Annotated in this window: 21 protein-coding genes; 14 read left to right on the top strand and 7 right to left on the bottom strand. The window is 66.0% G+C overall.

Translation table 11 applies throughout. From position 1 onward, the window contains the following. Nucleotides 1-59: 59 nt before the first annotated feature. Nucleotides 60-962 carry a DNA-binding protein YbiB gene (gene ybiB / locus PHR85_RS06680; RefSeq protein WP_300052092.1) on the top strand — a complete coding sequence of 301 codons (903 nt, stop codon included), beginning with the start codon at nucleotides 60-62 and terminating at the stop codon, nucleotides 960-962. Further along, the gene (cobA, locus tag PHR85_RS06675) at nucleotides 959-1,768 is read left to right on the top strand and encodes a uroporphyrinogen-III C-methyltransferase (RefSeq protein WP_300052089.1); all 810 of its coding nucleotides are present in this window, start codon (nucleotides 959-961) and stop codon (nucleotides 1,766-1,768) included. The genes ybiB and cobA overlap by 4 nt, the downstream gene beginning before the upstream one ends. Nucleotides 1,769-1,796: 28 nt before the next feature. Here cobA and PHR85_RS06670 read toward each other — a convergent pair whose 3' ends face one another. Both PHR85_RS06670 and PHR85_RS06665 read right to left on the bottom strand, forming a co-directional pair. Continuing rightward, nucleotides 1,797-2,135: an ATPase with chaperone activity gene (locus tag PHR85_RS06670; protein WP_300052086.1), complete on the bottom strand. Its 339-nt coding sequence runs from the start codon at nucleotides 2,133-2,135 to the stop codon at nucleotides 1,797-1,799. Between the two features lie 13 nt (nucleotides 2,136-2,148). Beyond that, nucleotides 2,149-2,631: an acyl-CoA thioesterase gene (locus tag PHR85_RS06665; protein WP_300052245.1), complete on the bottom strand. Its 483-nt coding sequence runs from the start codon at nucleotides 2,629-2,631 to the stop codon at nucleotides 2,149-2,151. 419 nt (nucleotides 2,632-3,050) lie between these two features. Here PHR85_RS06665 and PHR85_RS06660 point away from each other — a divergent pair, with 419 nt between their 5' ends. From PHR85_RS06660 to PHR85_RS06640, 5 genes are read left to right on the top strand one after another with little or no spacing between them, the layout of a single operon-like run. Next, nucleotides 3,051-6,356, top strand: a complete 3,306-nt coding sequence (locus PHR85_RS06660) for a site-specific DNA-methyltransferase (RefSeq protein ID WP_300052084.1) — start codon at nucleotides 3,051-3,053, stop codon at nucleotides 6,354-6,356. After that, nucleotides 6,353-7,789 (top strand): AAA family ATPase, encoded by a 1,437-nt coding sequence (locus PHR85_RS06655; RefSeq protein ID WP_300052081.1) that lies wholly within the window; start codon nucleotides 6,353-6,355, stop codon nucleotides 7,787-7,789. The genes PHR85_RS06660 and PHR85_RS06655 overlap by 4 nt, the downstream gene beginning before the upstream one ends. After that, nucleotides 7,786-8,352: a hypothetical protein gene (locus tag PHR85_RS06650; protein ID WP_300052078.1), complete on the top strand. Its 567-nt coding sequence runs from the start codon at nucleotides 7,786-7,788 to the stop codon at nucleotides 8,350-8,352. Before PHR85_RS06655 ends, PHR85_RS06650 begins: the two co-directional genes overlap by 4 nt. Further along, nucleotides 8,349-11,486, top strand: a complete 3,138-nt coding sequence (locus tag PHR85_RS06645; protein WP_300052075.1) for a DEAD/DEAH box helicase family protein — start codon at nucleotides 8,349-8,351, stop codon at nucleotides 11,484-11,486. Before PHR85_RS06650 ends, PHR85_RS06645 begins: the two co-directional genes overlap by 4 nt. Next, a complete protein-coding gene (locus tag PHR85_RS06640; RefSeq protein ID WP_300052073.1) occupies nucleotides 11,479-12,735 on the top strand; it encodes an NAD(P)/FAD-dependent oxidoreductase in 1,257 nt (418 codons plus the stop codon). The genes PHR85_RS06645 and PHR85_RS06640 overlap by 8 nt, the downstream gene beginning before the upstream one ends. Before the next feature lie 22 nt (nucleotides 12,736-12,757). Here the strand turns inward: PHR85_RS06640 and PHR85_RS06635 are convergent, their stop codons facing one another. Then, entirely contained in the window at nucleotides 12,758-12,997 is a 240-nt protein-coding gene (locus tag PHR85_RS06635) for a hypothetical protein (RefSeq protein ID WP_300052070.1), read from the bottom strand. Nucleotides 12,998-13,128: 131 nt separating this feature from the next. After that, nucleotides 13,129-14,646 (bottom strand): polyphosphate:AMP phosphotransferase, encoded by a 1,518-nt coding sequence (gene pap, locus PHR85_RS06630; protein ID WP_300052067.1) that lies wholly within the window; start codon nucleotides 14,644-14,646, stop codon nucleotides 13,129-13,131. A gap of 156 nt (nucleotides 14,647-14,802) precedes the next feature. Here pap and rpsU point away from each other — a divergent pair, with 156 nt between their 5' ends. The 3 genes from rpsU to murI all read left to right on the top strand — a co-directional run bounded on the left by rpsU (nucleotide 14,803) and on the right by murI (nucleotide 16,500). Beyond that, a complete protein-coding gene (gene rpsU / locus PHR85_RS06625) occupies nucleotides 14,803-15,015 on the top strand; it encodes a 30S ribosomal protein S21 (RefSeq protein WP_105748012.1) in 213 nt (70 codons plus the stop codon). A gap of 136 nt (nucleotides 15,016-15,151) precedes the next feature. After that, on the top strand, nucleotides 15,152-15,613 hold the full coding sequence (locus PHR85_RS06620; protein ID WP_300052062.1) for a GatB/YqeY domain-containing protein: 462 nt from the start codon (nucleotides 15,152-15,154) through the stop codon (nucleotides 15,611-15,613). 26 nt (nucleotides 15,614-15,639) lie between these two features. After that, on the top strand, nucleotides 15,640-16,500 hold the full coding sequence (gene murI, locus PHR85_RS06615; protein ID WP_300052060.1) for a glutamate racemase: 861 nt from the start codon (nucleotides 15,640-15,642) through the stop codon (nucleotides 16,498-16,500). On the opposite strand, the gene pmbA is transcribed toward murI, so the two are convergent. Further along, a complete protein-coding gene (gene pmbA, locus PHR85_RS06610; protein ID WP_300052242.1) occupies nucleotides 16,440-17,858 on the bottom strand; it encodes a metalloprotease PmbA in 1,419 nt (472 codons plus the stop codon). The genes murI and pmbA overlap by 61 nt on opposite strands. A gap of 22 nt (nucleotides 17,859-17,880) precedes the next feature. Here pmbA and yjgA point away from each other — a divergent pair, with 22 nt between their 5' ends. Next, on the top strand, nucleotides 17,881-18,534 hold the full coding sequence (gene yjgA, locus PHR85_RS06605; protein WP_300052057.1) for a ribosome biogenesis factor YjgA: 654 nt from the start codon (nucleotides 17,881-17,883) through the stop codon (nucleotides 18,532-18,534). After that, nucleotides 18,531-19,139, top strand: coding sequence for a molybdopterin adenylyltransferase (gene mog, locus PHR85_RS06600; RefSeq protein ID WP_300052054.1), 609 nt, complete (start codon nucleotides 18,531-18,533; stop codon nucleotides 19,137-19,139). Before yjgA ends, mog begins: the two co-directional genes overlap by 4 nt. A gap of 10 nt (nucleotides 19,140-19,149) precedes the next feature. Here the strand turns inward: mog and cysE are convergent, their stop codons facing one another. Both cysE and PHR85_RS06590 read right to left on the bottom strand, forming a co-directional pair. After that, nucleotides 19,150-19,917: a serine O-acetyltransferase gene (gene cysE, locus PHR85_RS06595; protein ID WP_300052051.1), complete on the bottom strand. Its 768-nt coding sequence runs from the start codon at nucleotides 19,915-19,917 to the stop codon at nucleotides 19,150-19,152. A gap of 25 nt (nucleotides 19,918-19,942) precedes the next feature. Beyond that, nucleotides 19,943-20,698: an RNA methyltransferase gene (locus tag PHR85_RS06590; RefSeq protein ID WP_300052048.1), complete on the bottom strand. Its 756-nt coding sequence runs from the start codon at nucleotides 20,696-20,698 to the stop codon at nucleotides 19,943-19,945. 83 nt (nucleotides 20,699-20,781) lie between these two features. Between PHR85_RS06590 and PHR85_RS06585 the strand changes: the two genes are divergently transcribed. Beyond that, on the top strand, nucleotides 20,782-21,741 hold the full coding sequence (locus PHR85_RS06585; RefSeq protein WP_300052045.1) for an inositol monophosphatase family protein: 960 nt from the start codon (nucleotides 20,782-20,784) through the stop codon (nucleotides 21,739-21,741). A 154-nt stretch (nucleotides 21,742-21,895) separates the two neighbouring features. Further along, nucleotides 21,896-23,233 (top strand): type VI secretion system baseplate subunit TssK, encoded by a 1,338-nt coding sequence (gene tssK / locus PHR85_RS06580; RefSeq protein WP_300052042.1) that lies wholly within the window; start codon nucleotides 21,896-21,898, stop codon nucleotides 23,231-23,233. The last annotated feature ends 2 nt before the right edge of the window (nucleotides 23,234-23,235 follow it).

Genomic DNA, 23,235 nt, shown 5'->3' with positions numbered 1-23,235 from the left:
TCGGCGGGGATTTTTTGCTTCATAACCCGAAGTCATCAACCATCGCGGAAAATCGCCCCATGGCCATCAGTCACTACCTCAAGGAAATCGGGCGCGGCAAGGACGGCGCCCGCTCGCTAAACCGCGCGCAGGCAACCGACCTGTTCGGCCAGCTGCTCGACGGCAGCGTGACCGAGCTCGAACTCGGCGCCTTCTGCCTCGCGATGCGCATCAAGGGCGAGACACCCGAGGAAATGGCGGGCTTCCTCGACGCCACCGCCGCGCGCACCGCCAAGGTGCCGACCCACGGACGCACCGCCGTGGTGCTGCCAAGCTACAACGGCGCGCGCAAGCTGCCGGTGCTCACGCCGCTGCTGGCCTTGCTGCTGGCGCGCGAGGGCCTGCCGGTGCTGGTGCATGGCGCGGCGACCGAGGGCCGGCGCATCAGCTCGGTCGATGTGCTGGCGCTGCTGGGCGTGGCCGCCGACCACTCGGTCCAGCCGCTGCAGCCCGGCCGGGTCCGCTTCATGCCGACCGGCTTGCTCTGCCCCGGCCTGCAGCGCCTGCTTGAGGTGCGCCAGGTCATCGGTCTGCGCAACTCGGCGCACAGCCTGGTCAAGCTCATGAACCCCTGCGACGGCGACGCGCTGGTGGTCGGCAGCTACACCCACCCCGAATACCTGCTGTCCATGGGTGCGACCTTCGAGCTGACCGGCCAGCGCGCCATGCTGCTGCGCGGCACCGAGGGCGAACCGGTGGCCGACCCGCGCCGCCTGCCGCAGATGGATGTCTTCTGGCAAGGCCAGCGCCGCTGCGTGCAGGAAGCGCAAGGCGGCTCGCTGGCCAAGCTGCCCGATCTGCCCGCGATCGACGCCGCCAGCACGGCTGCCTGGATCGCCGAGGTGCTCGCGGGGCGCCGCGCCGTGCCGGCGCCGATCGCGCGTCAGGTGGAACATATCTTGCAAGCGGTACAGGCATCATGACGCCCCATTTCCGACTTCCAAGCTCCGCCCTGCCCCTGACCGCCGCTGGCCAGGTCACCCTGGTCGGTGCCGGCCCGGGCGACCCGGAACTGCTCACGCTCAAGGCCGCCCGGGCCATCGCCGAAGCGACGGTGCTGCTGGTCGATGACCTGGTCAACGACGCGGTGCTGACACACGCCTCGCCCCGGGCCCGCATCGTCCATGTCGGCAAGCGCGGCGGCTGCAGGAGCACGCCGCAGTCCTTCATCGAGAAGCTGATGATCCAGGCCGCCCAGGAGGGCGAGGTCGTGGTGCGGCTCAAGGGCGGCGACCCCTTCATCTTCGGCCGTGGCGGCGAGGAGGTCGAAGCGCTGCAGGCCGCCGGCATCCCGGTCTCGGTGGTCAACGGCATCACCGCCGGGCTGGCGGCGGTCAGCTCGCTGAGCGTGCCGCTGACGCACCGAAAACACGCCCATGGCGTGGTGTTCGTGACCGGCCACGCCAAACCCGGCGACAGCGGCACCGACTGGGCCGCGCTGGCCCGTTGCGCGCGTGACGCCAAGCTGACGCTGGTGATCTACATGGGCGTCTCCAGCGCGGCAGCCATCCAGGCCGGCTTGCTGCAAGGCCTGCCGGCCTCGACGCCGACCGCGATCGCGCAGCGCGCCAGCCTGCCGCAGCAGCGTCACGCGGTCTGCACCCTCGCCAATCTGGTCGAGACGTTAAAGACCGAACAGCTGGGCAGCCCCTCCATCCTGGTGATCGGCGACGTGATCGCGGGTCTGGCGCAGCTGCAGCAGGACGGCGCGGCACGCCAGGCCGCCTGAAGCCGGGCCGCCAACAATCCTCAGGCCTTCAGGTCTGGGTGTCGAGCCAGCTCGGCCAGGACCACTCCAGCAGCTCGGCCAGGCGCTTGACGACCCAGCCCGCCTCGGCGGCCGACAGGCCAACCTCGCCACCGCTCAGGCCGGCATGCATGCGTTCGAGCACGTCGGTCTCGTGCACGCCGAGCTTGAACTGCAGCTGGGCGGCCTGCTCGGTCAGCAGCTGCGCCATGTCCTCGCACAGCTCGTGGCGCTGCGCGAGGACCTCGTAGGGCTCGGTCGGCTTGATCTTGCCGGGCGGCACGAACAGCGCGACGAAGGACTCCGGCAGCACGATCTGGCTCTCGCCATGGGTAGGGGTTTTACGCATCCCGGGCCTCGACCTACGCGGGCAGTCGGACCTGCTGGTAGCGCTGGGCCAGCTCCTTGCGCACCTGCTTGCGCACCAGGGCCGCGTCCCAGCGCCGCTTTTCCTCGGGACTGAAGGGGCGCAGCGGCGCCACCTTGGCCGGCTTGCCATCGTCGTCGACCGCCACCATGGTGAAGAAGCAGCTGTTGACATGCCGCACCACCTGGCTGCGGATGTCCTCGGCCACGACCTTGATGCCGATCTCCATCGAGGAGTTGCCGGTGAGGTTGACGCTGGCCAGGAAGGTCACCAGCTCGCCGACATGGATCGGCTGCAGGAACATCACCTGGTCGACGCTCAACGTCACGACATAGTGCGAGGCATAGCGGCTGGCACAGGCGTAGGCCACCTGGTCGAGCAGCTTGAGAATGGCGCCGCCGTGGACATTGCCGGAGAAGTTGGCCATGTCGGGCGACATCAGCACCGTCATGCTGAGTTGGTGTGCGGGCAGGTTCATCTTGGAGAGCTTGAGCTGAAGAATGGGCAGTATGCCGCAGGCAAATGTCATGCCATGCAAGACTGCCCGCAGCCGGTCCGGCCAAAACTCACAACACGAAATTCGCCGCCGTCAGCGAGGCCGGCATGACGCCGGTCCGTCCGATCTCGAAGTCGGCCTTAGCGTCGCCCGTCACGTCGCCATAAATGACCCTCTGCTAGACTGGCAAAGGCGTTGCTGGCGACAGCACAAGAGCTCGGACGGTGGAAGCGGCAACTGCTCCATCAACATCGATCGCTTCGCATCAGCTGTCCCCTTGATCACTGATCAGGCATCCAATCAGATCGGATCTCCCTACTGACTTGTGCATCGCCGGCATGCCGCTGGTGATTGCTCGCGTAGCGCCCGCCGATGACACCGAACAATAACAGGAGGAGCCTGTGGCTTCCCAACAAGACCTGCACGCACTGATCGCTGAAACCCTGCTGTCACTAGTCCCCCCGGACGGCTCCACCATGGGCAACACCGCACTGCGGCGCGAGATCGAATCCCGGCTGAAGGCCGAGGGCCTGAGCAGCACCGAGGACGATTACTGGAAGGTCCACGCCGACCTGATCGCGCAGGGTCGGCTGGTGAAAGGGCAGGGGCGCGGCGGCTCGGTGCGTCGCGCTACGTCTGCCATCACTGCCACGCCGGCCAGTGAGATCGCTGACAGCGGCGAAGGTTTTGCCCTCCAGGCCGAGCAGGCTCCGGCGCCGCTGGAACTGGAACCAAAGGCCGCGCCGGTGAAGACGCCTGCTGCAGCCAGCAAGACTCCAGCGCGCCGGACGCCAGCGGGCGAAGCGGCGCAGATCATTGCCTACCGCCACCCCGACAAGCGGGTCAACAACCCGGAAGTCGGCATGGTCACGCCGGCCACCGACCCCGAAGCCGGCAAGACCCGCTGGGCTTTCGACCCGCACCTCGACCCTGTGCTGGCCTTCGACCCGCAGCGCGCCGGCATCGAGGCGCTGATCGACGGCGCGCTGGAATCCGGCGACGCCGACCGGATGCGCGCCGCGCTGGAAGAACTCAAGCGCCTGCAGTCGCCCTACCTGAACTGGGCCGGCAAGGCCGAGCGCACCAGCTTCGAGATCGATACCGTCAGCCTGCATGTGCACGAGCGTGTCGACCCGGCGAGCATCCTATCTGCCGTGCGCAAGGCGATGAAGGGCGAGGCCAAGTCGGGTGGCAAGGGCGCCGAGAAGGCGGTGCAGCCGGGCCTGTTCGATGCGCCGTTCGAGAACCTGCCGCTGCGCGACGCGATCGACTTCTACCGCCACGAGAAGGGCTGGGCCAACCGCCTGGTCGCCGGCGACAGCCTGCTGGTGATGAATAGCCTGCTGCACAAGGAAAGCATGGCTGGCCGGCTGCAGATGATCTATATCGATCCGCCCTACGGCATCAAGTACGGCAGCAATTTCCAGCCCTTCGTGGGCAAGCGCGACGTCAAGGACCGCAACGACGCCGACCTGACGCAGGAACCCGAGATGATCAAGGCGTTCCGCGACACCTGGGAGCTCGGCATCCACTCCTACCTGACCTATCTGCGCGACCGGCTGCTGCTGGCGCGCGAGCTGCTGAACGAGACGGGCAGCGTGTTCGTGCAGATTTCGGATGAGAACCTGCACCATGTGCGGGAGCTATGCGATGAAATTTTTGGATTTGAAAATTTCGTTAGTTTGATTGCCTTTAAAAAAACTACTAGCTCAACGTCAAATTTGTTGGCCGGGGTTTCTGATTATTTGGTTTGGTATTCAAAATCGCTACCCCAGCTAAAATACCATCAAATGTATTTGACAAAAGAGTTGGGCGGTGAAGGTGGTGGGGCGTATGGGAAGGTGCAGTTATCTTCCGGGGAGCGTCGGGCACTGAGGTCTGAAGAACGGTATGGAGGATTCGTAGATGGTCGGGTTTTTCGGTTCGATAATCTAACCAGTCAAAGTCCAGGAACTCGATACGATGTTAAGTTAGATGGTCGAACTGTTTACCCTAAAGGTTATTGGAAAACCGAGCAGTCTTTGATGCCTCGGCTGTTAAAAAGTCGCAGGGTGGCCGCTAGTGCGGATAACCTTTACTATGTCAGATTTATTGATGATTTCCCGGCATTTCCAATATCGAACAGTTGGGATGACACTAGTATTGCTGGTTTTGCGTCTGACAAAAGGTATGTCGTCGAGACGAGTGTCAAAGTTGTAGAACGCTGCATTCTCATGACCACCGACCCCGGCGATCTCGTGCTGGACCCGACCTGCGGCTCGGGCACGACGGCCTACGTGGCCGAGAAATGGGGCCGGCGCTGGATCACCTGTGACACCTCGCGCGTAGCGATCACGCTGGCCAAGCAGCGGCTGATGACGGCGAGCTTCGACTATTTCGAACTCAAGTACCCGCACGAAGGTCTCAAGGGCGGCTTCATCTACAAGACCGTGCCCCATGTCACGCTGAAGTCGATCGCCAACAACCCCGAGATCGATGCTATCTACGAGCGCCTGCACCCGGCCATCGACTCCGCGCTGGCGGCGCTGAACGCCGCGCTCAAGTCCGATCCTCCATCCGAACCCTTCGCAGTCACCGAAGGTACCCGCAAGGGCCAGAAGCTCGTGCTCGGTCTGGCCGGCCAGGATCTGCTGGAGTGGGAAGTCCCGTTCGACTTTTCCGCCGACTGGCCCGAGGCCGTCCGCCCGGCCTTCGATGCCTTCCACGTCGCGCGCCAGGCCATGCAGCGCCAGATGGATGCGTCCATCGCCGCCCATGCCGACCAGGAAACGCTGTACGACCAGCCCGCCATCGCCAGGAACAAGTTGCGCATCACCGGCCCGTTCACGGTCGAGGCCGTTCCGTTCCCGAGCGTGCAGTCATTCGACGAGGCCGCCGGCCCGCAGGAAGCCGACGCCAGCATCGCCCGCACCGGCGAGAGCGGCCGCCAGCACCAGTGGCGCGACGAACTGCTCAAGACCGGCATCCGCGGCAAGGGCGGCCAGATGCTCAAGTTCGCCGATCTCGAAACGCTGGCCGACTGCGCCAGCCTGCATGCCAGCGGCCACCTCGATTCCGGCGAGCGCGTGGTGGTGAGCTTCGGTCCTGAGCATGCCGCGCTGGAGCAGCGCCAGGTCGTGAATGCCCTCAACGAGGCCGGCAACCTGTTCCCGCTGCCCAAGATGATCGTGTTCTGTGCCTTCACCTTCGACCCGGAAGCGGCCAAGGACATCGATGCGCTCAAGGGCATCACTGCGCTGAAGGCGCAGATGAACACCGACCTGCTGACCGAGGACCTGAAGAAGGCGCGCGCCAGCAACCAGAGCTTCTGGCTCATGGGCCAGCCCGAGGTCGAGTTGCGCCGGCGCCAGGACGGCCAGTACGAGGTCGAGGTCCACGGCTTCGACTATTTCGATACCGTCAAGGGCGAGCTAGTGTCGGGCGGCAAGAGCAAAATCGCGATGTGGGCGCTCGACACCGACTACGACGAGCGCAGCCTGTTCCCGCGCCAGGTCTTCTTCCCGATGGCCGGCAAGGGCGAGGGCTGGGACAAGCTCAAGAAGAATATCCGCGCCGAACTCGACGAGTCCAGGCTGCACCAGTTCCACGGCACGGTCAGCCTGCCGTTCGACGCCGGCGACAACCGCAAGATCGCGGTCAAGATCGTTGATGACCGGGGCATCGAATCGCTTAAAGTGGTAGCGCTGTCGAATGGAGTGAACACATGACTCAAGAAGCGGAAAAAACAGCTCGACTGGATCTACCCAGCTGGCGCTTCAAGCCGGGCAAGCTGGGTTGCCTGCTGCCCGAGGCAGGCCACGTCGAATTCAAGCCTCTGACCCTGGTCTGCGGCCAGAACAACACCGGCAAGACCTGGGTCATGTATGCGCTCTATGCCTTTCTGACCCATGCGATGCCGGTCAGGTTGCCGGGGATGGAGGCGTTGGCCAAGGAGTTAGTGCGCGAGGGGCAGGTCAGCTGGGATCTGGCGCAATGGGCCGGTGAACATGGCAAGAAGGTGTTGCAAGCGATCAACCAGGCGACCAAGCGCAGTCTGTCCCAGACGTTCAACAGCAATCCGGAGTTCTTCAAGGACAGCCGGTTTGACTGGGATGTCGATCTATCCCGGCTCTTTTCGCAGGCCATTGCGCGGCCACTGGATTTCAAGCTGAAGCTGGGCCGGGAAAAAAATGAGGTGTTGCGAATCAGCAAGCCGGCTGGCGTGAGCAAGGCTCAGCTCGTGCTTCTGTCGGAGCAGTTCCCCGATACCGAATATTTCCTCTCTGATGCGATTGCTCGCCATCTGATTGGTAATCCGCCGCGCCGCAACGTATTCCTGATGCCCGCCGAGCGCAATGGCTTGCACCTTTTCTACCGCGAACTGTCCAACCGTCGGGCGGCTCTGCTGCACCATGCAGCCAAGAAAGACAAGGATATCCATATCGGCGAGCTGATCCAGGACTTCATCCGCTCGCGCTACGCGCAGCCGATTGCTGATTACATCGACTGGCTCAATGACTTGCCTGACATTCGAAAGAAGAAGAAGGGACCGTTCCATGCCTTGGCGGAGGGGGTCAAGCAGATCATCGGTGGCCGCTACGAGGTCGATGCCGAGGGTGACATCACCTTCACCCCTTACAAACTCAGGCGAGGCGACCAGGAAGCACCACCCAGAATGGGGCTGCATCTGACCTCTTCGACGGTCAAGAGCCTGTTCGGACTCTGGGCCTACCTGGAGTTCGACGCGCAACCCGGCGATGTGCTGATGATTGACGAGCCGGAACTGAACCTGCACCCCAGCAACCAGCGCAAGCTGGCCCGTCTGCTGGCTCGCCTGGTCAAAAGCGACCTGCGCGTGGTGGTCAGCACCCACAGCGACTATCTGGTGCGCGAGATGAACTCCCTGATCATGCTGTCTCGTCCCGCGCCTGTGCAGCAGGATCTGATGGATCGGTTCGGCTACAGCAGTGAGGAAGTCATGCAGCCCGACCAGGTGTCGGCCTGGCTGTTTGGCGAGCGCCGCATTTCCGCCATGGACATCGATGCTGTCGAGGGCATAGACGCCAAGACCTTCGATGAACAGATCCACGATCTGAACGACACCAGCGATGGCATCTACTATGGCTACCAGAACGCGACGGCGCCAGAGGATACGGAATGAGCCTGGTGGCGCAATTTGACAAACTGATCGCATCCGACTGGAAGCTGCCTCGGACTGGCAACTTCTGGCAGATTCAGGAGCCGGATTCCGGGCACTCCCTGTTCGAAATCGGCGGTGGGCAGTCCCTGGCCTTCTCGCTGGACAAGAAGGGGGCAGACTGTTTTCCCTTTTTTTCGTCTTCGGCTCAAACCGGCATGCGACAGGTCACTGATGCCATCGTGGTGGCGGAGGTGGTCGGACAGCCCTATGTCATTGCAGTGGAAATGAAGACCACCCCCAATGACAAGTCCAAGGCGCTCAGGCAGATCGAGTCCGGGCGCTGCCTGTTTGAATGGATGGAGCGGCTGCTGCGGTTTCATGGACATGTGGGAAGCCCAGCCAGCTTCTGCGGGGTCGTCAGTCTGAAGCCGCGCAAGCAGGAGCGCAAGGGTACGACTCGTCGCGGAGCCGAGCTGCCCATGCCCGAGCGCTCGCCGTTTGGCGATTATCCCGTTTTCGTGTTGCAGAATCATCCGCGCGCTTCGGTGCAGGATCTAATCAAGAAGCTGGCCGAGGCCGCATGAAGTCACTCATCATCAGCTCACCGTTCGAGCGACCGACCCACCACTGGAAGCGCGCCAGCGACAGCCGGCTCGAACTGGTCGAGGGCCGCAGACCCGCCGGTTACGAGATCTTCGACACCCGCAATAACACCGTCCGTGGCGTCGAGCTGGAACTGGTCAACCGCATCCGCGCGCGCGTTGATGAATGGCGTGCAGCCGACTACCCCGGTGTGACCGCCATCACCCGGCAGCTGCTTGAGCATTGGCGCGATGGGGGAGCCAGGCGCCTGTACGCCTTCTATTTCTGCCAGCTCGAAGCCATCGAGACGTTGATCTGGCAGGTGGAGGCGCCGTCCGAGTTCAAACAGGGCGTGGCGATTCCGGGCGACGGCGGTGCCTGGGAGCGCCTGTGCAGCAAGATGGCGACCGGCAGCGGCAAGACCACGGTGATGGCGATGATCATCACCTGGCAGGTGCTCAACGCGCTGACCTACCCGAAGCGCAACAAGGATTTCTCCCGCGCGATCTTCATCGTCGCCCCTGGCCTGACGGTGAAGGAGCGCCTGCAGGTGCTGCAGCCAGGTCACCCGGAGAACTACTACGACCTGTTCTCGGTCTGTCCCAACGAGGCCTTGCGCCAGAAGCTCAACCAGGTCGAACTGCTGATCGACAACTGGCACAGCCTGATGCCGCTCAAGGAACAGGCCAAGTCCGTGGTCAGGAAGGGCGCCGAGAGCGACGAGGCCTATGTGCGCCGCGTGCTCGGCAAACTGGCCGCGTACAAGGATCTGGTCATCATCAACGACGAGGCGCACCACGCCTACCGTAAGCCGGCCGAGGCCAAGGTCAGCAAGAAGGACGCCGAGGAGCTGGGCATAGACCTCGAAGAGGCGACGCGCTGGATCGAGGGCCTGGACCGCATCCACAAGATGCGCCGCATCACGCGCTGCTTCGATCTCTCGGCCACGCCTTTTGCGCCGACCGGCAGGACCAGCACCGAGCAGTCGCTGTTCGAATGGGTGGTGTCGGATTTCGGCCTCAACGATGCGATCGAGGCGGGCCTGGTCAAGACGCCGCGGGTGGTGATCCGCGACAACGCCTTGCCCAATGCGCAGACCTACCGCAGCAAGCTGTACCACCTCTACCGCGAACCCGAGGTCGCGGAAGACCTGAACCGTCGCGGTGCCGAGCCCCACGAGGCCTTGCCGCAGATCGTGCAGGAGGCCTACACGCTGCTGGGTGCCGACTGGCGCGAGACCATGGTGGCCTGGAAAGCGGCCGGGCATCTGTCGCCGCCCGTGATGCTGACCGTCTGCAACAAGACCGAGACAGCGGCGCGGGTCGAACACTATTTCCGCCAGGGCGATGCCTACTGGCCCGAGCTCAAGGCACCCGAGCGCACGCTGCGCGTCGACTCCAAGGTGCTCAACAGTGCTGAGATTGGGGAGAAATCTAGCTCAGAAAGTGCTTTCAAAGTACGTCTTGGCGTGTTGATTAAGGCGTTGAAATTGCCTGATGGCGTGAGCACTGAACTGGAAAAAAAGAAGAAGGATGCGGACAAGCTGGGGTCGCTAGCCAAGCATATGGGTATGTCCGATGTCGAAATCCAAAAATTGTCCCAACTGTCTTCAGACGCGCAACTCCAAGCCTTGATCGACCGCGCGCCTTTGTCACAAAGCGTGCGTGGTTATTTGGGCGAAGGTACCGATTACATGCAGCGCTTGCAGGAAATCGTGAAAGCTGCACGAATCCCTTCGGCTCGCCAAAAAGAGATGTTGGCACTGGACAAGGAGAGCTTGCTGCGAGCCATCATCGACAACGTAGGCAAGCGCGGTAGCGCAGGCCAGGACCTGCAGAAGGTGATTTCGGTCGCGATGCTCTCGGAGGGCTGGGACGCCAAGAACGTGACCCACATCATGGGACTGCGAGCCTTCACCAGCCAGCTGCTGTGCGAGCAGGTGATTGGTCGCGGCCTGCGGCGCGTGTCCTATGACACCGAGCCGGTGCTGTGCCCCGATGGCGTGACGCGCGAACTGTTCCGGCCCGAGTTCGTCAACGTCTTTGGCGTGCCGCTGTCGATCTTCCAGGAATCCGACGGTGACGGTGATCCGCCGCCCCCGCCCAAGTCCAGTACGCAGATCGAATCCATCGCGGATCGAGCCGAACTGGAGATCAGCTGGCCCAATGTGCTGCGGGTGGATGTGGTGGTGCGGCCTGAGCTCACGGTGGACTGGTCAAAAATGCCACCGCTGAAGATTGATCCGGCCCAGATTCATGTGACGGCTGATCTGGCGCCGGCGCTGGGCGGTGCCGCCGATCTGTCCAAGGCCGTATCGATCGACCTCGAGGCTTTGCCCGAGGAGTTCCGTCTGCAACGACTGCTGTTCCTGGCTGCGCGCAAGGCGCTCTCGACTGTCGAACACGGCTACGTCGGTGGGCGCGAGTGGCTGATCCAGCAGCTGGTGCGTCTCGTCGAGCAGTTCTTCAACTCGAAGCAGCTCGAGATTCCTTCGCTGTTCCATCAGGACCCGCTGCGCAAGCGCATCCTGGTCGCGCTGTCGATCGACACTTTGGTGCAGCACGTGGTAACGCAGATCCAGCAGCAGAACCATGACAGGCTGGAACCGGTGTTCGATCCCGAATTCCCGATCGGATCGACCCGCCTGATGCGGACCTGGTATTCCACCAAGCCCTATCTGGAAACGTCGAAGTCGCAGCTCAGCCATGCGGTGGTCGACAGTACCTGGGAGCATTACACGGCCACCCTACTGGAGAAGCGGTCTGACGTCTCGGCCTATGCCAAGAATGACCATCTGGGTTTCCAGATCTACTACCTCTGGCGCGGCAGCAAGCGCAAGTTCGTGCCGGACTTCCTGATCCGCCTCGCCAATGGCAAGCACCTCGTGCTGGAGATCAAGGGCGAGGATTCGGACCAGAACCGCAACAAGCGCATGGCTCTCGACACCTGGGTACGTGCCGTCAACGAGCGCGGCGGCTTCGGCACCTGGTGCTGGGACGTGGTCAAGGCCGAGCCCTCGAAGGTCGACGACGTGATCGCGCATCATTCGGCCAGTGGGCTGCACACAGAGCCGATCGGCGAACTTACTATCGACGACTTCATGCCGAAGTTGCCAGAAATCGGAAACCATGTCTGACGTGCAGCCAGAAAAATTCGATGTCGTCATCGTCGGCGCGGGTGCCGCCGGCCTGTTCTGCGCCGGCGTGGCCGGCCAGCTCGGTCTGCGCGTGCTGCTGCTCGACCATTCACCCAAGGTGGCCGAGAAGATCCGCATCTCGGGCGGCGGCCGCTGCAACTTCACCAACCGCGAGCTCAACCCGCGCCAGCCGCAGCAGCATTACGTCGGCGCCAACCCGCAGTTCTGCCGCTCGGCGCTGTCGCGCTACCAGCCGGCCGACTTCATCGGGCTGCTGCAGCGCCACGGCGTGCCGTTCGAGGAAAAGCACAAGGGCCAGCTGTTCTGCAGCCGCTCGGCCGAGGACGTGATCGAGGTGCTGCTGAAGGAATGCGAGGCCGGCGGCGTGCAGCGCTGGCAGCCCTGCGGCGTGCGCGAGATTGTCTTTTCCGATGCCGACCCGGCCACGCGCTACCAGCTGGCGACCGATCGCGGCGCGGTCGGCTGCCGCTCGCTGGTGATCGCGACCGGCGGCCTGTCGATTCCGAAGATCGGCGCCAGCGACTTCGGCTACCGGGTCGCGCAGCAGTTCGGCCTGCGCCTGGTCGAGCGCCTGCCGGGTCTGGTGCCGCTGACCTTCGACGGCGCGGCCTGGGCGCCCTACGCCGACCTCGCCGGCCTGGCGCTGCCAGTCGAGATCGAGACCGGTGCCAAGAAGACCCGGATCAGCTTCCACGAGGACCTGCTGTTCACGCACCGGGGCCTGAGCGGGCCGGCCGTGCTGCAGATTTCGAGCTACTGGCGCGAAGGCCAGCCGATCCGCGTCAACCTCGCGCCCGAGCTCGACCTGGCGCAGCGGCTGCTCGAAGCCAAGGGCCGCTCGCGCAAGCTGATCGCCAACGAGCTCGCCACCCTGCTGCCCGCGCGCCTGGCCGATGCCTGGACCCGCCAGAACCCGGACTGGCAGCGCCCGATCGCCGAGGCCTCCGACAAGGCGCTCCATCTGCTGGCCGAACGGCTCGCGCGCTGGGAGCTCACCCCCACCGGCAGCGAGGGCTACCGCAAGGCCGAGGTCACGCTCGGCGGCATCGACACGCGCGAGCTGTCATCGCAGACCATGGAATCGAAACAGCCCGGCCTGCACTTCATCGGCGAGGTGGCCGACATCACGGGCTGGCTCGGCGGCTACAACTTTCAGTGGGCCTGGGCCAGCGGGCATGCCTGCGCGCAGGCGCTGGCCGCCGATCGCCAGCAGGCCGGGCAGGACTGAGGGCTCGGGCGGCTTGGCTCTTTCAGATTCCCAGCAGCCTCTGCGCTTCGCCCAGAAGTCTCAGGGACTCGTCATGCTTGCCGGCCTTGTGCGCGGCTTCACCGTCGGCGCGCAACTGCTTGACCTTGGCCATGTCGGCATCGGAGAGCTTGGGGTGGGCCGCCAGCTTCGCGTCGATCGCGGCCATCTCCTGGGGGCAGTGGTAAGCAAAGGCCGCTGGCGCGAGCGCGACAAGACCGAGTGCCAGAATCAAGTGCTTCATGGTTGACCTCACTGTGACATGGCCTGCGGCTTCTGCAAATGCCTGGCCGCAGGGATGAAAACAGTATTCCTCCCAGCTCGCACTGTCAACATGGGGCGGCTACTCGCAGCAGCTCCCACATCCCCCAAGGCTCAGCCCCGCGCCTCCAGCGCGCGCTCGATCCGGTCGCACAGCACTTCGAGCACCTCCAGCCGCGACCAGTGCTTGTCGTCCGAGGCGACCACATGCCAGGGCGCGACCTGGGTCGAGGTGCGGTCGATCATGTCGCCGACCGCCTGCTCGTACAGCGGCCATTGCTCGCGGTTGCGCCAGTCGTCCTCGGTGATCTTGAAGTTCTTGTGCGGCGTCTCGCTGCGCAGCTTGAAGCGGCGCAGCTGCTCGTCGGGCGTGATCGCGAGCCAGAACTTGACGATCAGCACCCCCGCCTCGCTGAGCTCCTCCTCGAACTCGTTGATCTCGCCGTAGGCGCGCATCCAGTCGGCCTCGGTGCAGTAGTTCTCCACCCGCTCGACCAGCACCCGGCCGTACCAGCTGCGATCGAACAGGGTCGAGCGGCCATGCTTGGGGATGTAGCGCCAGAAGCGCCAGAGGTAGGGCTGGGCGCGCTCGTTCTCGTTGGGCGCCGCCACCGGGATCACGCGGTAGAAGCGCGCATCGAGCGCCTGCGTGATGCGCCGGATCGTGCTGCCCTTGCCGGCCGCGTCCATGCCCTCGAACACCACCACCAGCGACTGCCGCTGCATGCGCGGGTCGCGGCTCAAGCCGTTGAGGCGTCCCTGCAGCGTCTCCAGCCGACTCTCGTAATGCTTGCGCTCGACACTGCGCGCGTAGTCCTGCGCCGACAGCAGGTTGCGGTCATCGAGCGGGCGCGTCATCGGCGCGAGCTGAGCGGGCTTGTGCCGCTCCTGCGGCTGGTCCAGCCGTCGGGTGACGGCATCGAGCAACAACTGGCCCGCCGTCAGGCAGCGGTAATAGGGATCGCTGCCCTCGATCACCAGCCAGGGCGCCTCGCCCAGGCTGGTCTTGCGCAGCGCCTCGTCGCTGACGCTGACGAACTCGTCATAGGACTTGAGGTGGCGCTCCTCCTGTGGGGTCACGCGCCAGGCGGTCTGGGGCGAAGCCTGCAATTCCTTCATGCGCGCCTTGGCCGCCTTCTTGGACAGGTGGAACCAGAACTTCAACAGCAGCACGCCCTCGGCCGCCAGCATGCGCTCGAACTGGCGGATGCGTTCGAGCCGGTGCACGAAATGGTCGTGCTTCTCCTCGCCCAGCGCATGCGCGACGATGGGGTCGGTGTACCAGTTGCCAAACAGGATGCCGATATGCCCCTTGGGCGGCAGCACCTGCCAGAAGCGGAACATCTCGGGGTGATGGCGCTCGGGATCGCTCAGCGGGCCGAAGGCCTCGGTGCGGATATGGCGCGGGTCCATCCACTCGTTGAGCACGTTGACCGTCTCGCCGCGCCCGGCCAGATCGACGCCGTTGACCAGGATCACGACCGCGAAGCGGGCCTCGCGCAGCAGCCGGAACTGCATCTCGAGCAACTCCGCGCGCAGCTGGGGCTCCTTCTCCTTCCACACCTTCTTGTCGATGCGATGACCGATTTCTGCCGACTCGAACATGAACACCTCGTTTTCTGATGACGGCAAGCGTAGCATGGCGCTTTTTGAGCAGCTATAATCTTCCTCTTTGCCGGCAAACCCCGTCGGCCAGATCACGATAGACGGGGAACAACTGCCGCAAGCACGAATCCAAGGCCCGATCTTCCCTGGATATCGACGGCGGCGCAAATTTGACATTAGCTAATGACCACGATCCGCGTTAAAGACAACGAACCCTACGACATCGCCCTGCGCCGCTTCAAGCGCACCATCGAAAAGCTCGGCTTGCTGACCGACCTGCGCGCCCGCGAGTTCTACGAGAAGCCCACCGCCGAGCGCAAGCGCAAGAAGGCCGCCGCCGTCAAGCGTCACTACAAGCGCGTGCGCTCGATGCAGCTGCCCAAGCGCCTGTACTGATCGGTACCCGCAAGCGCCGCGGCTCCCATGGCCGCGCCACAAGCCCGCTGGAGGACGCTCAGGCGGGCTTTGTCGTTTCCGGCCCCCGGCCGGCGGTGCGCAGGCGCTAAGATCGGCCTTTATCCAGGATCAGACCATGGCACTCAAAGAACAGATCACCGAAGACATGAAGACCGCGATGCGCGCCAAGGACACGGAGCGCCTCGGCACCATCCGCCTGCTGCTGGCCGCGATCAAGCAAAAGGAAGTCGACGAGCAGCTCCAGCTCGACGATGCCCAGGTGGTCGCCGTGGTCGACAAGATGCTCAAGCAGCGCAAGGACTCGATCACCGCCTTCGAGCAGGCCGGCCGCGACGACCTGGCCGCCAAGGAAAAGTCCGAGGCCACCGTGCTGCAAGCCTACCTGCCCGCGCGCCTGAGCGCCGAGGAGGTCACGGCCGCGGTGCAGGCCGTGGTGGCGGGCGTAACCGCCGAACTCGGCCGCGCGCCGGCCGCCGCCGACATGGGCAAGCTGATGGCCGCCGCCAAGGCTGCCCTGGCTGGCAAGGCCGAGATGGCGCAGGTCTCCGCCGCCGTCAAGGCCGCGCTGGCCGGCTGAGCCTGTCCAGACCCCGCCCGGTTGCGATGAGCGCCGCCCCCGACCCGAACCGCAACCGCCCGATCGGCGTGTTCGATTCCGGCGTTGGCGGCCTGTCGGTGCTGCGCGAGATTCGCCGCGCGCTGCCAGCCGAGGCGCTGTGCTACGTGGCCGACTCGGCCCATGCGCCCTACGGCGACAAGAGCGCCGACTACATCGAGGCGCGCTCGCGCCAGATCATCCGCTTCCTGCAGCAGCAAGGCGCCAAGGCGGTGGTGGTGGCCTGCAACACCGTGACCGGCCTGGCGATCGAACATCTGCGCCAGACCTTCCCCCAGCTGCCGATCGTGGCGATCGAGCCGGCCGTCAAGCCGGCCGCACAATCCACGCGCAGCGGCGTGGTCGGCGTGCTGGCGACGCGCCAGACCGTCGCCAGCCCCGGGCTGGAACGGCTGGTGCGGACTCACGGCTGCGGCAAGCACTTGCTGCTGCAAGCCTGCCCTGGCTGGGTCGAGCGGGTCGAGCGTGGCGAGCTGACCGGCGCCGCCACCCTGGCAGCGGTGGCGCAATACGTGCAGCCCCTGCTCGACCAGGGCGCCGACACCCTGGTGCTGGGCTGCACCCATTACCCCTTCCTGCTGCCGCTGATCCGTCAGCTGGCGGGCGCCGCCGTGCAGGTGCTGGACCCGGCACCCGCCGTGGCGCGCGAGCTCGGGCGCCGGCTCGATGCGCTGGGCCTGCGGCACGACTCCGACCCGCCGGGCGAGGTGCGCTTCTGGACCAGCGCCGACCCGCGGCGCATCGCCCCCGTGATCGGCACGCTCTGGGACGCGCCGGTCGAGGTCGGTCAGCTGCCCGCCAGCTTCATGCGCTTGATCAGCACCGAGCCCACGCTCTTGGCACCGTAGTTGTAGACATCGGCGCCGACCGCGACGATCTCCCGCAGCATCTCGCGCAGGTTGCCGGCGATCGTGATTTCCTGCACCGGGAAGGCGATCCGGCCATTCTCGACCCAGAAACCCGAGGCGCCGCGCGAATAGTCGCCGGTCACGTAGTTGACCCCCTGCCCCATCAGCTCGGTCACGAACAGGCCGGTGCCGAGCTTGCGCAGCATCGCGTCGAGGTCGTCGCCCGCCTGCGTGAGGCGGCTGCTCAGCGTCAGGTTGTGCGAGCCGCCGGCGTTGCCGGTGGTGCGCATGCCGAGCTTGCGCGCCGAATAGGTGCTGAGGAAATAGCCCTGCACCCGGCCCGCCTCGACCACCTGGCGGCGCGCGGTGCGCACGCCCTCGTCGTCGAACGGCGCGCTCCCCTTGCCGCCGCGCAGATGCGGGTCTTCCAGGATGTCGATGTGGTCCGGAAACACCTGGGTGCCCAGGCTGTCGAGCAGGAAGCTGGTCTTGCGGTAGAGCGCGCCGCCGCTGACCGCCTGCACGAAGCCGCCGAGCAGGCCGGCGGCCAGCGGCGCCTCGAACAGCACCGGGCATTCGGTGGTCGCGACCTGGCGCGGCTTCAGGCGCGCCAGCGCGCGCTCGGCCGCGTAGCGCCCGACCGCTTCCGGGCTGGCCAGCTCGGCCGGCGAGCGCATCGAGCTGTACCAGGCGTCGCGCTGCATGTTGGCGCCCCGGCCCGCGATCGGCGCGACCGAGAAGCTGTGGCGCGAGCTCGCGTAGCCGCCACGGAAGATGCCGATACGTCCGCGCTCGCCGCCGCGCATGTGCTCGGTGAAGAAATGCGACTGCTGGGCCGAGACGCCCGCGCCCTCGCTGTTGGTGATCTTCTTGCTGGTCGCGAAGGCGGCGGCCTCGCAGCGCAGCGCGATCTGCAGCGCCTCCTCGGGCGTGACGGCCCAGGGGTGGAACAGGTCGAGGTCGGGATAGTCGTTGGCGATGTCCTGCTCGTCGGGCAGGCCGGCCACCGGGTCCTCGGCCGTGAAGCGCGCGATGTCGTAGGCCGCCTGCACCGTGCGCCGGATCGCGGCCGGACTGAAGTCCGAGGTCGAGGCGTTGCCGCGCCGCTGTCCGAGGTAGAGCGTGATGCCGAGCGACTTGTCGCGGTTGCGCTCGACGTTCTCGAGCTCGCCCTTGCGCACCGAGACGCTCAGGCCGGCGCCCTCGGAGACGTCGATGCCCCCGTCCTGCGCGCCCAGCGAACGGGCGTGCGAGAGGGCAAGATCGGACAATTCCTCGAACTGGGTCCGGCTGAACTGGAAGCCAGTCTCGGGCTGGGACTGGGGCGAAGGGGTGGAGGCGGCGCTGGTCTTCTTCATGTCGGCGGCTATGATACTTGGCATGTCACGCAAACCCACCAAAGGCTATTACGTCAAGGGCCACTTCGTTGCCCTTGGCAGCGAACTCGACCTCGAACTCAAGCGCGAACTGCGCGGCGACGTCGACCTCAGCCGGACCGATCTCAAGAAACACAGCGACCACCTGCAGTTGCTCGGCGAGCAGCTGCTCACGCTGCGCCGCGGCCTGCTGGACAAGCTCGCCCTGCCCGACCGCCTGCTCGACGCGATGGTCGAAGCCAAGCGCATCACCAACTTCGAGGGCAAGCGGCGCCAGATGCAGTTCATCGGCAAGCTGATGCGCAAGCTCGACGAGGCCACCGTGGCCGCGATCGAGGAATCCCTCAAGGTCCAGCACCAGGGCAGCGCCAAGGACACGCTGCGCCTGCACCAGGCCGAGCAATGGCGCGACCGCCTGATCGCCGAGGACGAGGCGCTGGAGGCCTGGCTGCGGCTCGACCCGGACGCCGACCTGCAGCGCTTGCGCACGCTGGTGCGCCAGGCGCGCAAGGACGCCGTGCCGGCGCAAGAGGGCGAGGCACCACGCCACGGCAAATCCTTCCGCGAGATCTTCCAGCTCGTGCGCGCCAAGCTCGACGGCGATGCCGCAGCGGCCCAGGCCGCCGAGGACGCCGCTGAAGACGAGGACGACGCATGAGCCAAGCGCTGAACGCCGGCCCGGAGCCGGTCAGGATCGGCATCGTCTCGATCAGCGACCGCGCTTCCTCGGGCGTCTACCAGGACCAGGGCCTGCCCGCGCTGCAGGACTGGCTGAGCCGGGCCCTGAAGAACCCGATCCAGTTCGAGCCGCGCCTGATCCCCGACGAGCAGGCCCGCATCAGCCAGACCCTGATCGAGCTGGTCGAGGCTGGCTGCTCGCTGGTGCTGACCACCGGCGGCACCGGCCCGGCGTTGCGCGATGTCACGCCCGAGGCCACGCTGGCGGTGGCGCACAAGGAGATGCCGGGTTTTGGCGAACAGATGCGCCAGATCAGCCTGACCTTCGTGCCGACCGCCATCCTGTCGCGCCAGGTCGCGGTGATCCGGGACCAGAGCCTGATCATCAACCTGCCAGGCCAGCCCAAGGCCATCGCCGAAACCCTGGCCGGCCTGAAGGACGCCGACGACAAGCAACAGGTCAACGGCATCTTCGCCGCCGTGCCCTACTGCATCGACCTGATCGGCGGCCCCTACCTCGAAACCCACGACGAGGTCTGCCAGGCTTTCCGGCCCAGGAGCGCGCTCCGGCCGCCGCGCGGCTGAAGCCCGCGGCCTACTTGCCGACCATCTCGTTGAACTTGTCGGCCGGGAAATGCTCGACCTTGGCCGCGTCGGCCGGCAGGCCGGGCGCGCGGGCGCAGGCCAGCTGCTCGATCGCCTGCCACAGCAGCGCGATCTGGTGCTCGTGGCCGGCCGCGTTGTCGATCAGGCCGCGCATGGCCTGGCTCAGCGGGTCGTCGTTCTGCGTCACGCCATAGGCCGAGAAGCCCATCTTGGACGCCGCCTCCTCGCGCTTGGCGTCGGCCTCGGCCTGGATGATGCGCGCCGGGTTGCCGACCGCCGTCGCGCCGGCCGGCACCGGCTTGGTCACCACCGCGTTGCTGCCAACCTTGGCGCCGTCGCCCACCGTGAAGCCGCCCAGCACCTTGGCCCCGGCGCCGACCACCACGTCGCGCCCCAGCGTCGGGTGCCGCTTGGCCCCCTTGTAGAGCGAGGTGCCCCCCAGCGTGACGCCGTGGTAGATGGTGCAGCCGTCGCCGATCTCGGCCGTCTCGCCGATCACCACGCCCATGCCGTGATCAATGAAGACGCGCGCGCCGAGCCGGGCGCCCGGGTGGATCTCGATGCCGGTCAGGAAGCGGGCCAGGTGCGAAATGAAGCGCCCCAGCCAGCGGTAGCCGCGCGTCCAGCAACCATGCGCCAGCCGGTGCAGCAAGACCGCGTGCAGGCCCGGGTAACAGGTCAGGACCTCCCAGCGCGAGCGCGCGGCCGGGTCGCGTTCCAGGATGCAGTCGATATCGGTCTTGAGGCGGGAAAACATGCTCGGGTCCTATCAGTCCTACAGTCTAGCGCCTGGCCTGGGCGGCGGTCTGCAGCATGGCGCGCGCCACCCCGCGCAGGATATGGACTTCCTCCTCGGTCGGCACGGCGCGGTTGAAGAGCTGGTTCAGGCGCGGCATCAGCTTCCTGGGCGCTGCCGGATCGAGGAAACCGACGGCGACCAGCGCCTGCTCCCAATGCGCCAGCAGGCCCGCGACCGCCCGCGCATCGGCCAGGCGCGGCTGCGGCGTACCCGAGGCAACCAGCGCGAAGCCGCCCAGCGCCTGTCGCCACTCGTAGGCGATCAGCTGCACGGCGGCGGCCAGGTTCAGCGAGCCGTAGTCGGGCGCGGTAGGGATGCTCAGGCAGGCGTGGCAGCGGTAGACATCCTCGTTCTTCATGCCATGGCGCTCGGAGCCGAACAGGAAGGCCACCCCGGTCGGGGCGGCGGCACCGTGCTCGGGCGCGGACTGCGCGGCCAGCGCGGCCAGGTGCGCGCGCGGCGCCACGGTGGGCGGGCCGAAGTCGCGCGGCGTCATCGCGGTGGCGCAGACATGCGAGACGCCGTCGAGCGCCTCGTCGAGCGTCGGCACGATGCGCGCCCTGGCCAGCACATCGTCGGCGCCGCTGGCCAGCGCCAGCGCCTCCTCGCGCTGCAGCACGTCGGGCCAGCGCGGGCGCACCAGCACCAGGTCGTCGAAGCCCATCACCTTCATGGCGCGCGCGACGGAGCCGACATTGCCGGCGTGACTGGTCTCGATCAGGATGAAGCGGGTCTGCATATGGCGCGAATGATGGCGAAAGGATAGAATCGAGGTATTGTCGCCGTCATCGCACGGCCCCTTATTCGTTCCTCACACAATTCATGTCTGCTCATCTGCACCCCATGCTCAACGTGGCCATCAAGGCTGCGCGCGCCGCTGGCGCCATCATCAACCGTGCCGCACTCGATGTCGAGTCGGTCCGCGTCGCCGCCAAGCAAACCAACGACTTCGTGACCGAAGTCGACAAGGCCGCCGAAGACATCATCATCGAGACCCTGCTCGAGGCCTATCCCGACCACGGCATCTGGGCCGAGGAATCGGGTCGCCGCGAAGGCACGGGTGCAGGCAAGCGACATATGTGGATCATCGACCCGCTCGATGGCACCACCAACTTCATCCACGGCTTCCCGGTCTACTGTGTCAGCATCGCGCTGATGTACAACGGCAAGATCGAGCAGGCCGTCGTCTACGACCCGAGCCGCAACGACCTGTTCTGCGCCACCAAGGGCCGCGGCGCCTACCTCAACGACCGCCGCCTGCGCGTGGCCAAGCGCACCCAGCTGCGCGACTGCCTGATCAGCACCGGTTTCCCCTTCCGTCCGGGCGACAACTTCAAGAACTACATGGCCATGCTGACCGAGGTCATGCCGCGCGTTTCGGGCGTGCGCCGCCCGGGTTCCGCCGCGCTCGACCTGGCCTATATCGCGGCCGGCTTCTCCGACGGTTTCTTCGAGACCGGCCTGAGCCCCTGGGACGTCGCCGCCGGCTCGCTGCTCGTGACCGAGGCCGGTGGCCTGATCGGCAACTTCACCGGCGAAGCCGATTTCCTGGAACAGAAGGAATGCCTGGCCGCCAACCCGCGCATCTACGGTCAGCTGGTCGGCCTGCTCGGCAAGTACAGCCAGTTCGCCAGCGCCGGCGACAAGGCTGGCGTGCGCCAGACCCTGAGCGTGCCGACCGCCGCGGAGGGCGACAAGGCAGCAGTCGCCCCGGCTGAAATCCAGCCGGGGGCCGATGCCCCGGTGACCGACACCTCCAAGGGCGACGCGGCGCCGTTCTGACGCTTTCCAGTTCCCATCCCAAAACCCGCGCCTGCGACCTGCAGCGCGGGTTTTTTGCTGGTACTTATCAGAGTTCGCGTGAATAATGAGATCGAGAGGGAGATGGACGGGGACAACGCCCTGACATGACCGGATCAACCAACAGATCGAGCATATGTCCTGGTACAGCAAAGTCGTCTGGTCAGAAGGGCTGTTCCTGCGGCCGCAGCATTTCCAGCAGCAGGACCGCTACCACGAGTGGCTGGTCGAGGCCAGGGCGCGCAGCCTGGGTGGTCACTTCTGGGGCTTCCTGCAGCTCGAACTCGACGAGGCCGCCCTGCTGACCGGCAAGCTGGCGCTGGGCAGCGCACGCGGGGTGCTGCCGGACGGCACCCCGTTCGACTTCCCCGCGGCGCACGCCGCGCCCGAAGCGCTGGACTTCCCGGCCGACGCGCGCAACGCGATGGTCTACCTGGCGCTGCCGCTGCGCCGGCCCAACGCGGTCGAGGCGATTCGGCCGGGGACATCCGCTGGCGAACTCGCGCGCCACGGCTGTGCCATCGAGGAGATCGTGGACTCGGCCGGCAGCGGAACCGCGCAGGAGCCGATCGAGATCGGACAGCCCAGGCTGCGACTGGCGCTGGCCGAACAGGCGGGCGACGCCTTCGTGCGCCTGGGGGTGGCGCGCATCGTCGAGCGCCGGCCCGACAACAGCCTGGTGCTGGACCGCAACTACATTGCGCCCTCGCTGTCCTGCAACGCCTCGCCCGTGCTGGCGAGCTGGCTGCGCGAGGTCCAGGGCCTGCTGGCGCAGCGCGGCCAGGCGCTGGCGGCCCGGCTGGGCCAGCCCGGCGCGGGCGGCCTGGGCGAGATCGCCGACTTCGTCTTCCTGCTGACGGTCAACCGGCACCAGCCCGTGCTGGATCACCTGGTCAGCCTGTCGCAGCTTCATCCCGAGCGGGCTTTCAGCCGGCTGCTTGAGCTCCACGGCGAGCTCGCCACCCTCGCCAAGGCCGAGCGCCGACCGGCGCCCATGCCGGCCTACCAGCACGATGCGCTGGAGACCTGCTTCGCGCCGCTGCTGCGCGAGATCCGGCTCGCGCTGGCGACCGTGCTGGAGCAGAACGCGATCCAGATCGAGCTCAAGGACCACAAGCAAGGCCGCTATGTCGGCCTGATCGCCGACCGCAGCCTGCTGCGCCAGGCCGGCTTCGTGCTCGCGGTCAAGGCCCAGCTGCCGGGCGAGACGGTGAGGACCCGCTTCCCGGCCCAGGCCAAGCTCGGGCCGGTCGAGCGCATCCGCGAGATCGTCAACCTGCAGCTCCCCGGGGTGGGGCTGACGCCGCTGCCGGTGGCGCCGCGCCAGCTGCCCTACCACGCCGGCTTCAGCTACTTCGAGCTCGACAAATCGGGCGAGCTCTGGCAGCAGCTCGAACATTCGGGCGGACTGGGCCTCTATGTCACGGGCGACTACCCCGGGCTGGAGCTCGCGCTGTGGGCCATCAGGTCCTGAAC

This window comes from Malikia sp., from assembly GCF_028687635.1.
Classification (GTDB): Bacteria; Pseudomonadota; Gammaproteobacteria; order Burkholderiales; family Burkholderiaceae_C; genus Malikia.
This window is presented reverse-complemented; position numbering and strand designations above follow the sequence as displayed.

Excerpts from the sequence above, each read along its gene's own strand:
- mog (WP_300052054.1), top strand. The coding sequence starts at position 18,531 with ATGAGCCAAGCGCTGAACGCCGGCCCGGAGCCGGTCAGGATCGGCATC.
- PHR85_RS06670 (WP_300052086.1), bottom strand. The coding sequence starts at position 2,135 with ATGCGTAAAACCCCTACCCATGGCGAGAGCCAGATCGTGCTGCCGGAG.
- yjgA (WP_300052057.1), top strand. The coding sequence starts at position 17,881 with ATGTCACGCAAACCCACCAAAGGCTATTACGTCAAGGGCCACTTCGTT.
- rpsU (WP_105748012.1), top strand. The coding sequence starts at position 14,803 with ATGACCACGATCCGCGTTAAAGACAACGAACCCTACGACATCGCCCTG.
- ybiB (WP_300052092.1), top strand. The coding sequence starts at position 60 with ATGGCCATCAGTCACTACCTCAAGGAAATCGGGCGCGGCAAGGACGGC.
- PHR85_RS06635 (WP_300052070.1), bottom strand. The coding sequence starts at position 12,997 with ATGAAGCACTTGATTCTGGCACTCGGTCTTGTCGCGCTCGCGCCAGCG.
- cobA (WP_300052089.1), top strand. The coding sequence starts at position 959 with ATGACGCCCCATTTCCGACTTCCAAGCTCCGCCCTGCCCCTGACCGCC.
- PHR85_RS06655 (WP_300052081.1), top strand. The coding sequence starts at position 6,353 with ATGACTCAAGAAGCGGAAAAAACAGCTCGACTGGATCTACCCAGCTGG.
- murI (WP_300052060.1), top strand. The coding sequence starts at position 15,640 with ATGAGCGCCGCCCCCGACCCGAACCGCAACCGCCCGATCGGCGTGTTC.
- PHR85_RS06590 (WP_300052048.1), bottom strand. The coding sequence starts at position 20,698 with ATGCAGACCCGCTTCATCCTGATCGAGACCAGTCACGCCGGCAATGTC.
- PHR85_RS06585 (WP_300052045.1), top strand. The coding sequence starts at position 20,782 with ATGTCTGCTCATCTGCACCCCATGCTCAACGTGGCCATCAAGGCTGCG.
- pmbA (WP_300052242.1), bottom strand. The coding sequence starts at position 17,858 with ATGAAGAAGACCAGCGCCGCCTCCACCCCTTCGCCCCAGTCCCAGCCC.
- PHR85_RS06665 (WP_300052245.1), bottom strand. The coding sequence starts at position 2,631 with ATGAACCTGCCCGCACACCAACTCAGCATGACGGTGCTGATGTCGCCC.
- tssK (WP_300052042.1), top strand. The coding sequence starts at position 21,896 with ATGTCCTGGTACAGCAAAGTCGTCTGGTCAGAAGGGCTGTTCCTGCGG.
- PHR85_RS06645 (WP_300052075.1), top strand. The coding sequence starts at position 8,349 with ATGAAGTCACTCATCATCAGCTCACCGTTCGAGCGACCGACCCACCAC.
- PHR85_RS06640 (WP_300052073.1), top strand. The coding sequence starts at position 11,479 with ATGTCTGACGTGCAGCCAGAAAAATTCGATGTCGTCATCGTCGGCGCG.
- cysE (WP_300052051.1), bottom strand. The coding sequence starts at position 19,917 with ATGTTTTCCCGCCTCAAGACCGATATCGACTGCATCCTGGAACGCGAC.
- PHR85_RS06650 (WP_300052078.1), top strand. The coding sequence starts at position 7,786 with ATGAGCCTGGTGGCGCAATTTGACAAACTGATCGCATCCGACTGGAAG.
- PHR85_RS06620 (WP_300052062.1), top strand. The coding sequence starts at position 15,152 with ATGGCACTCAAAGAACAGATCACCGAAGACATGAAGACCGCGATGCGC.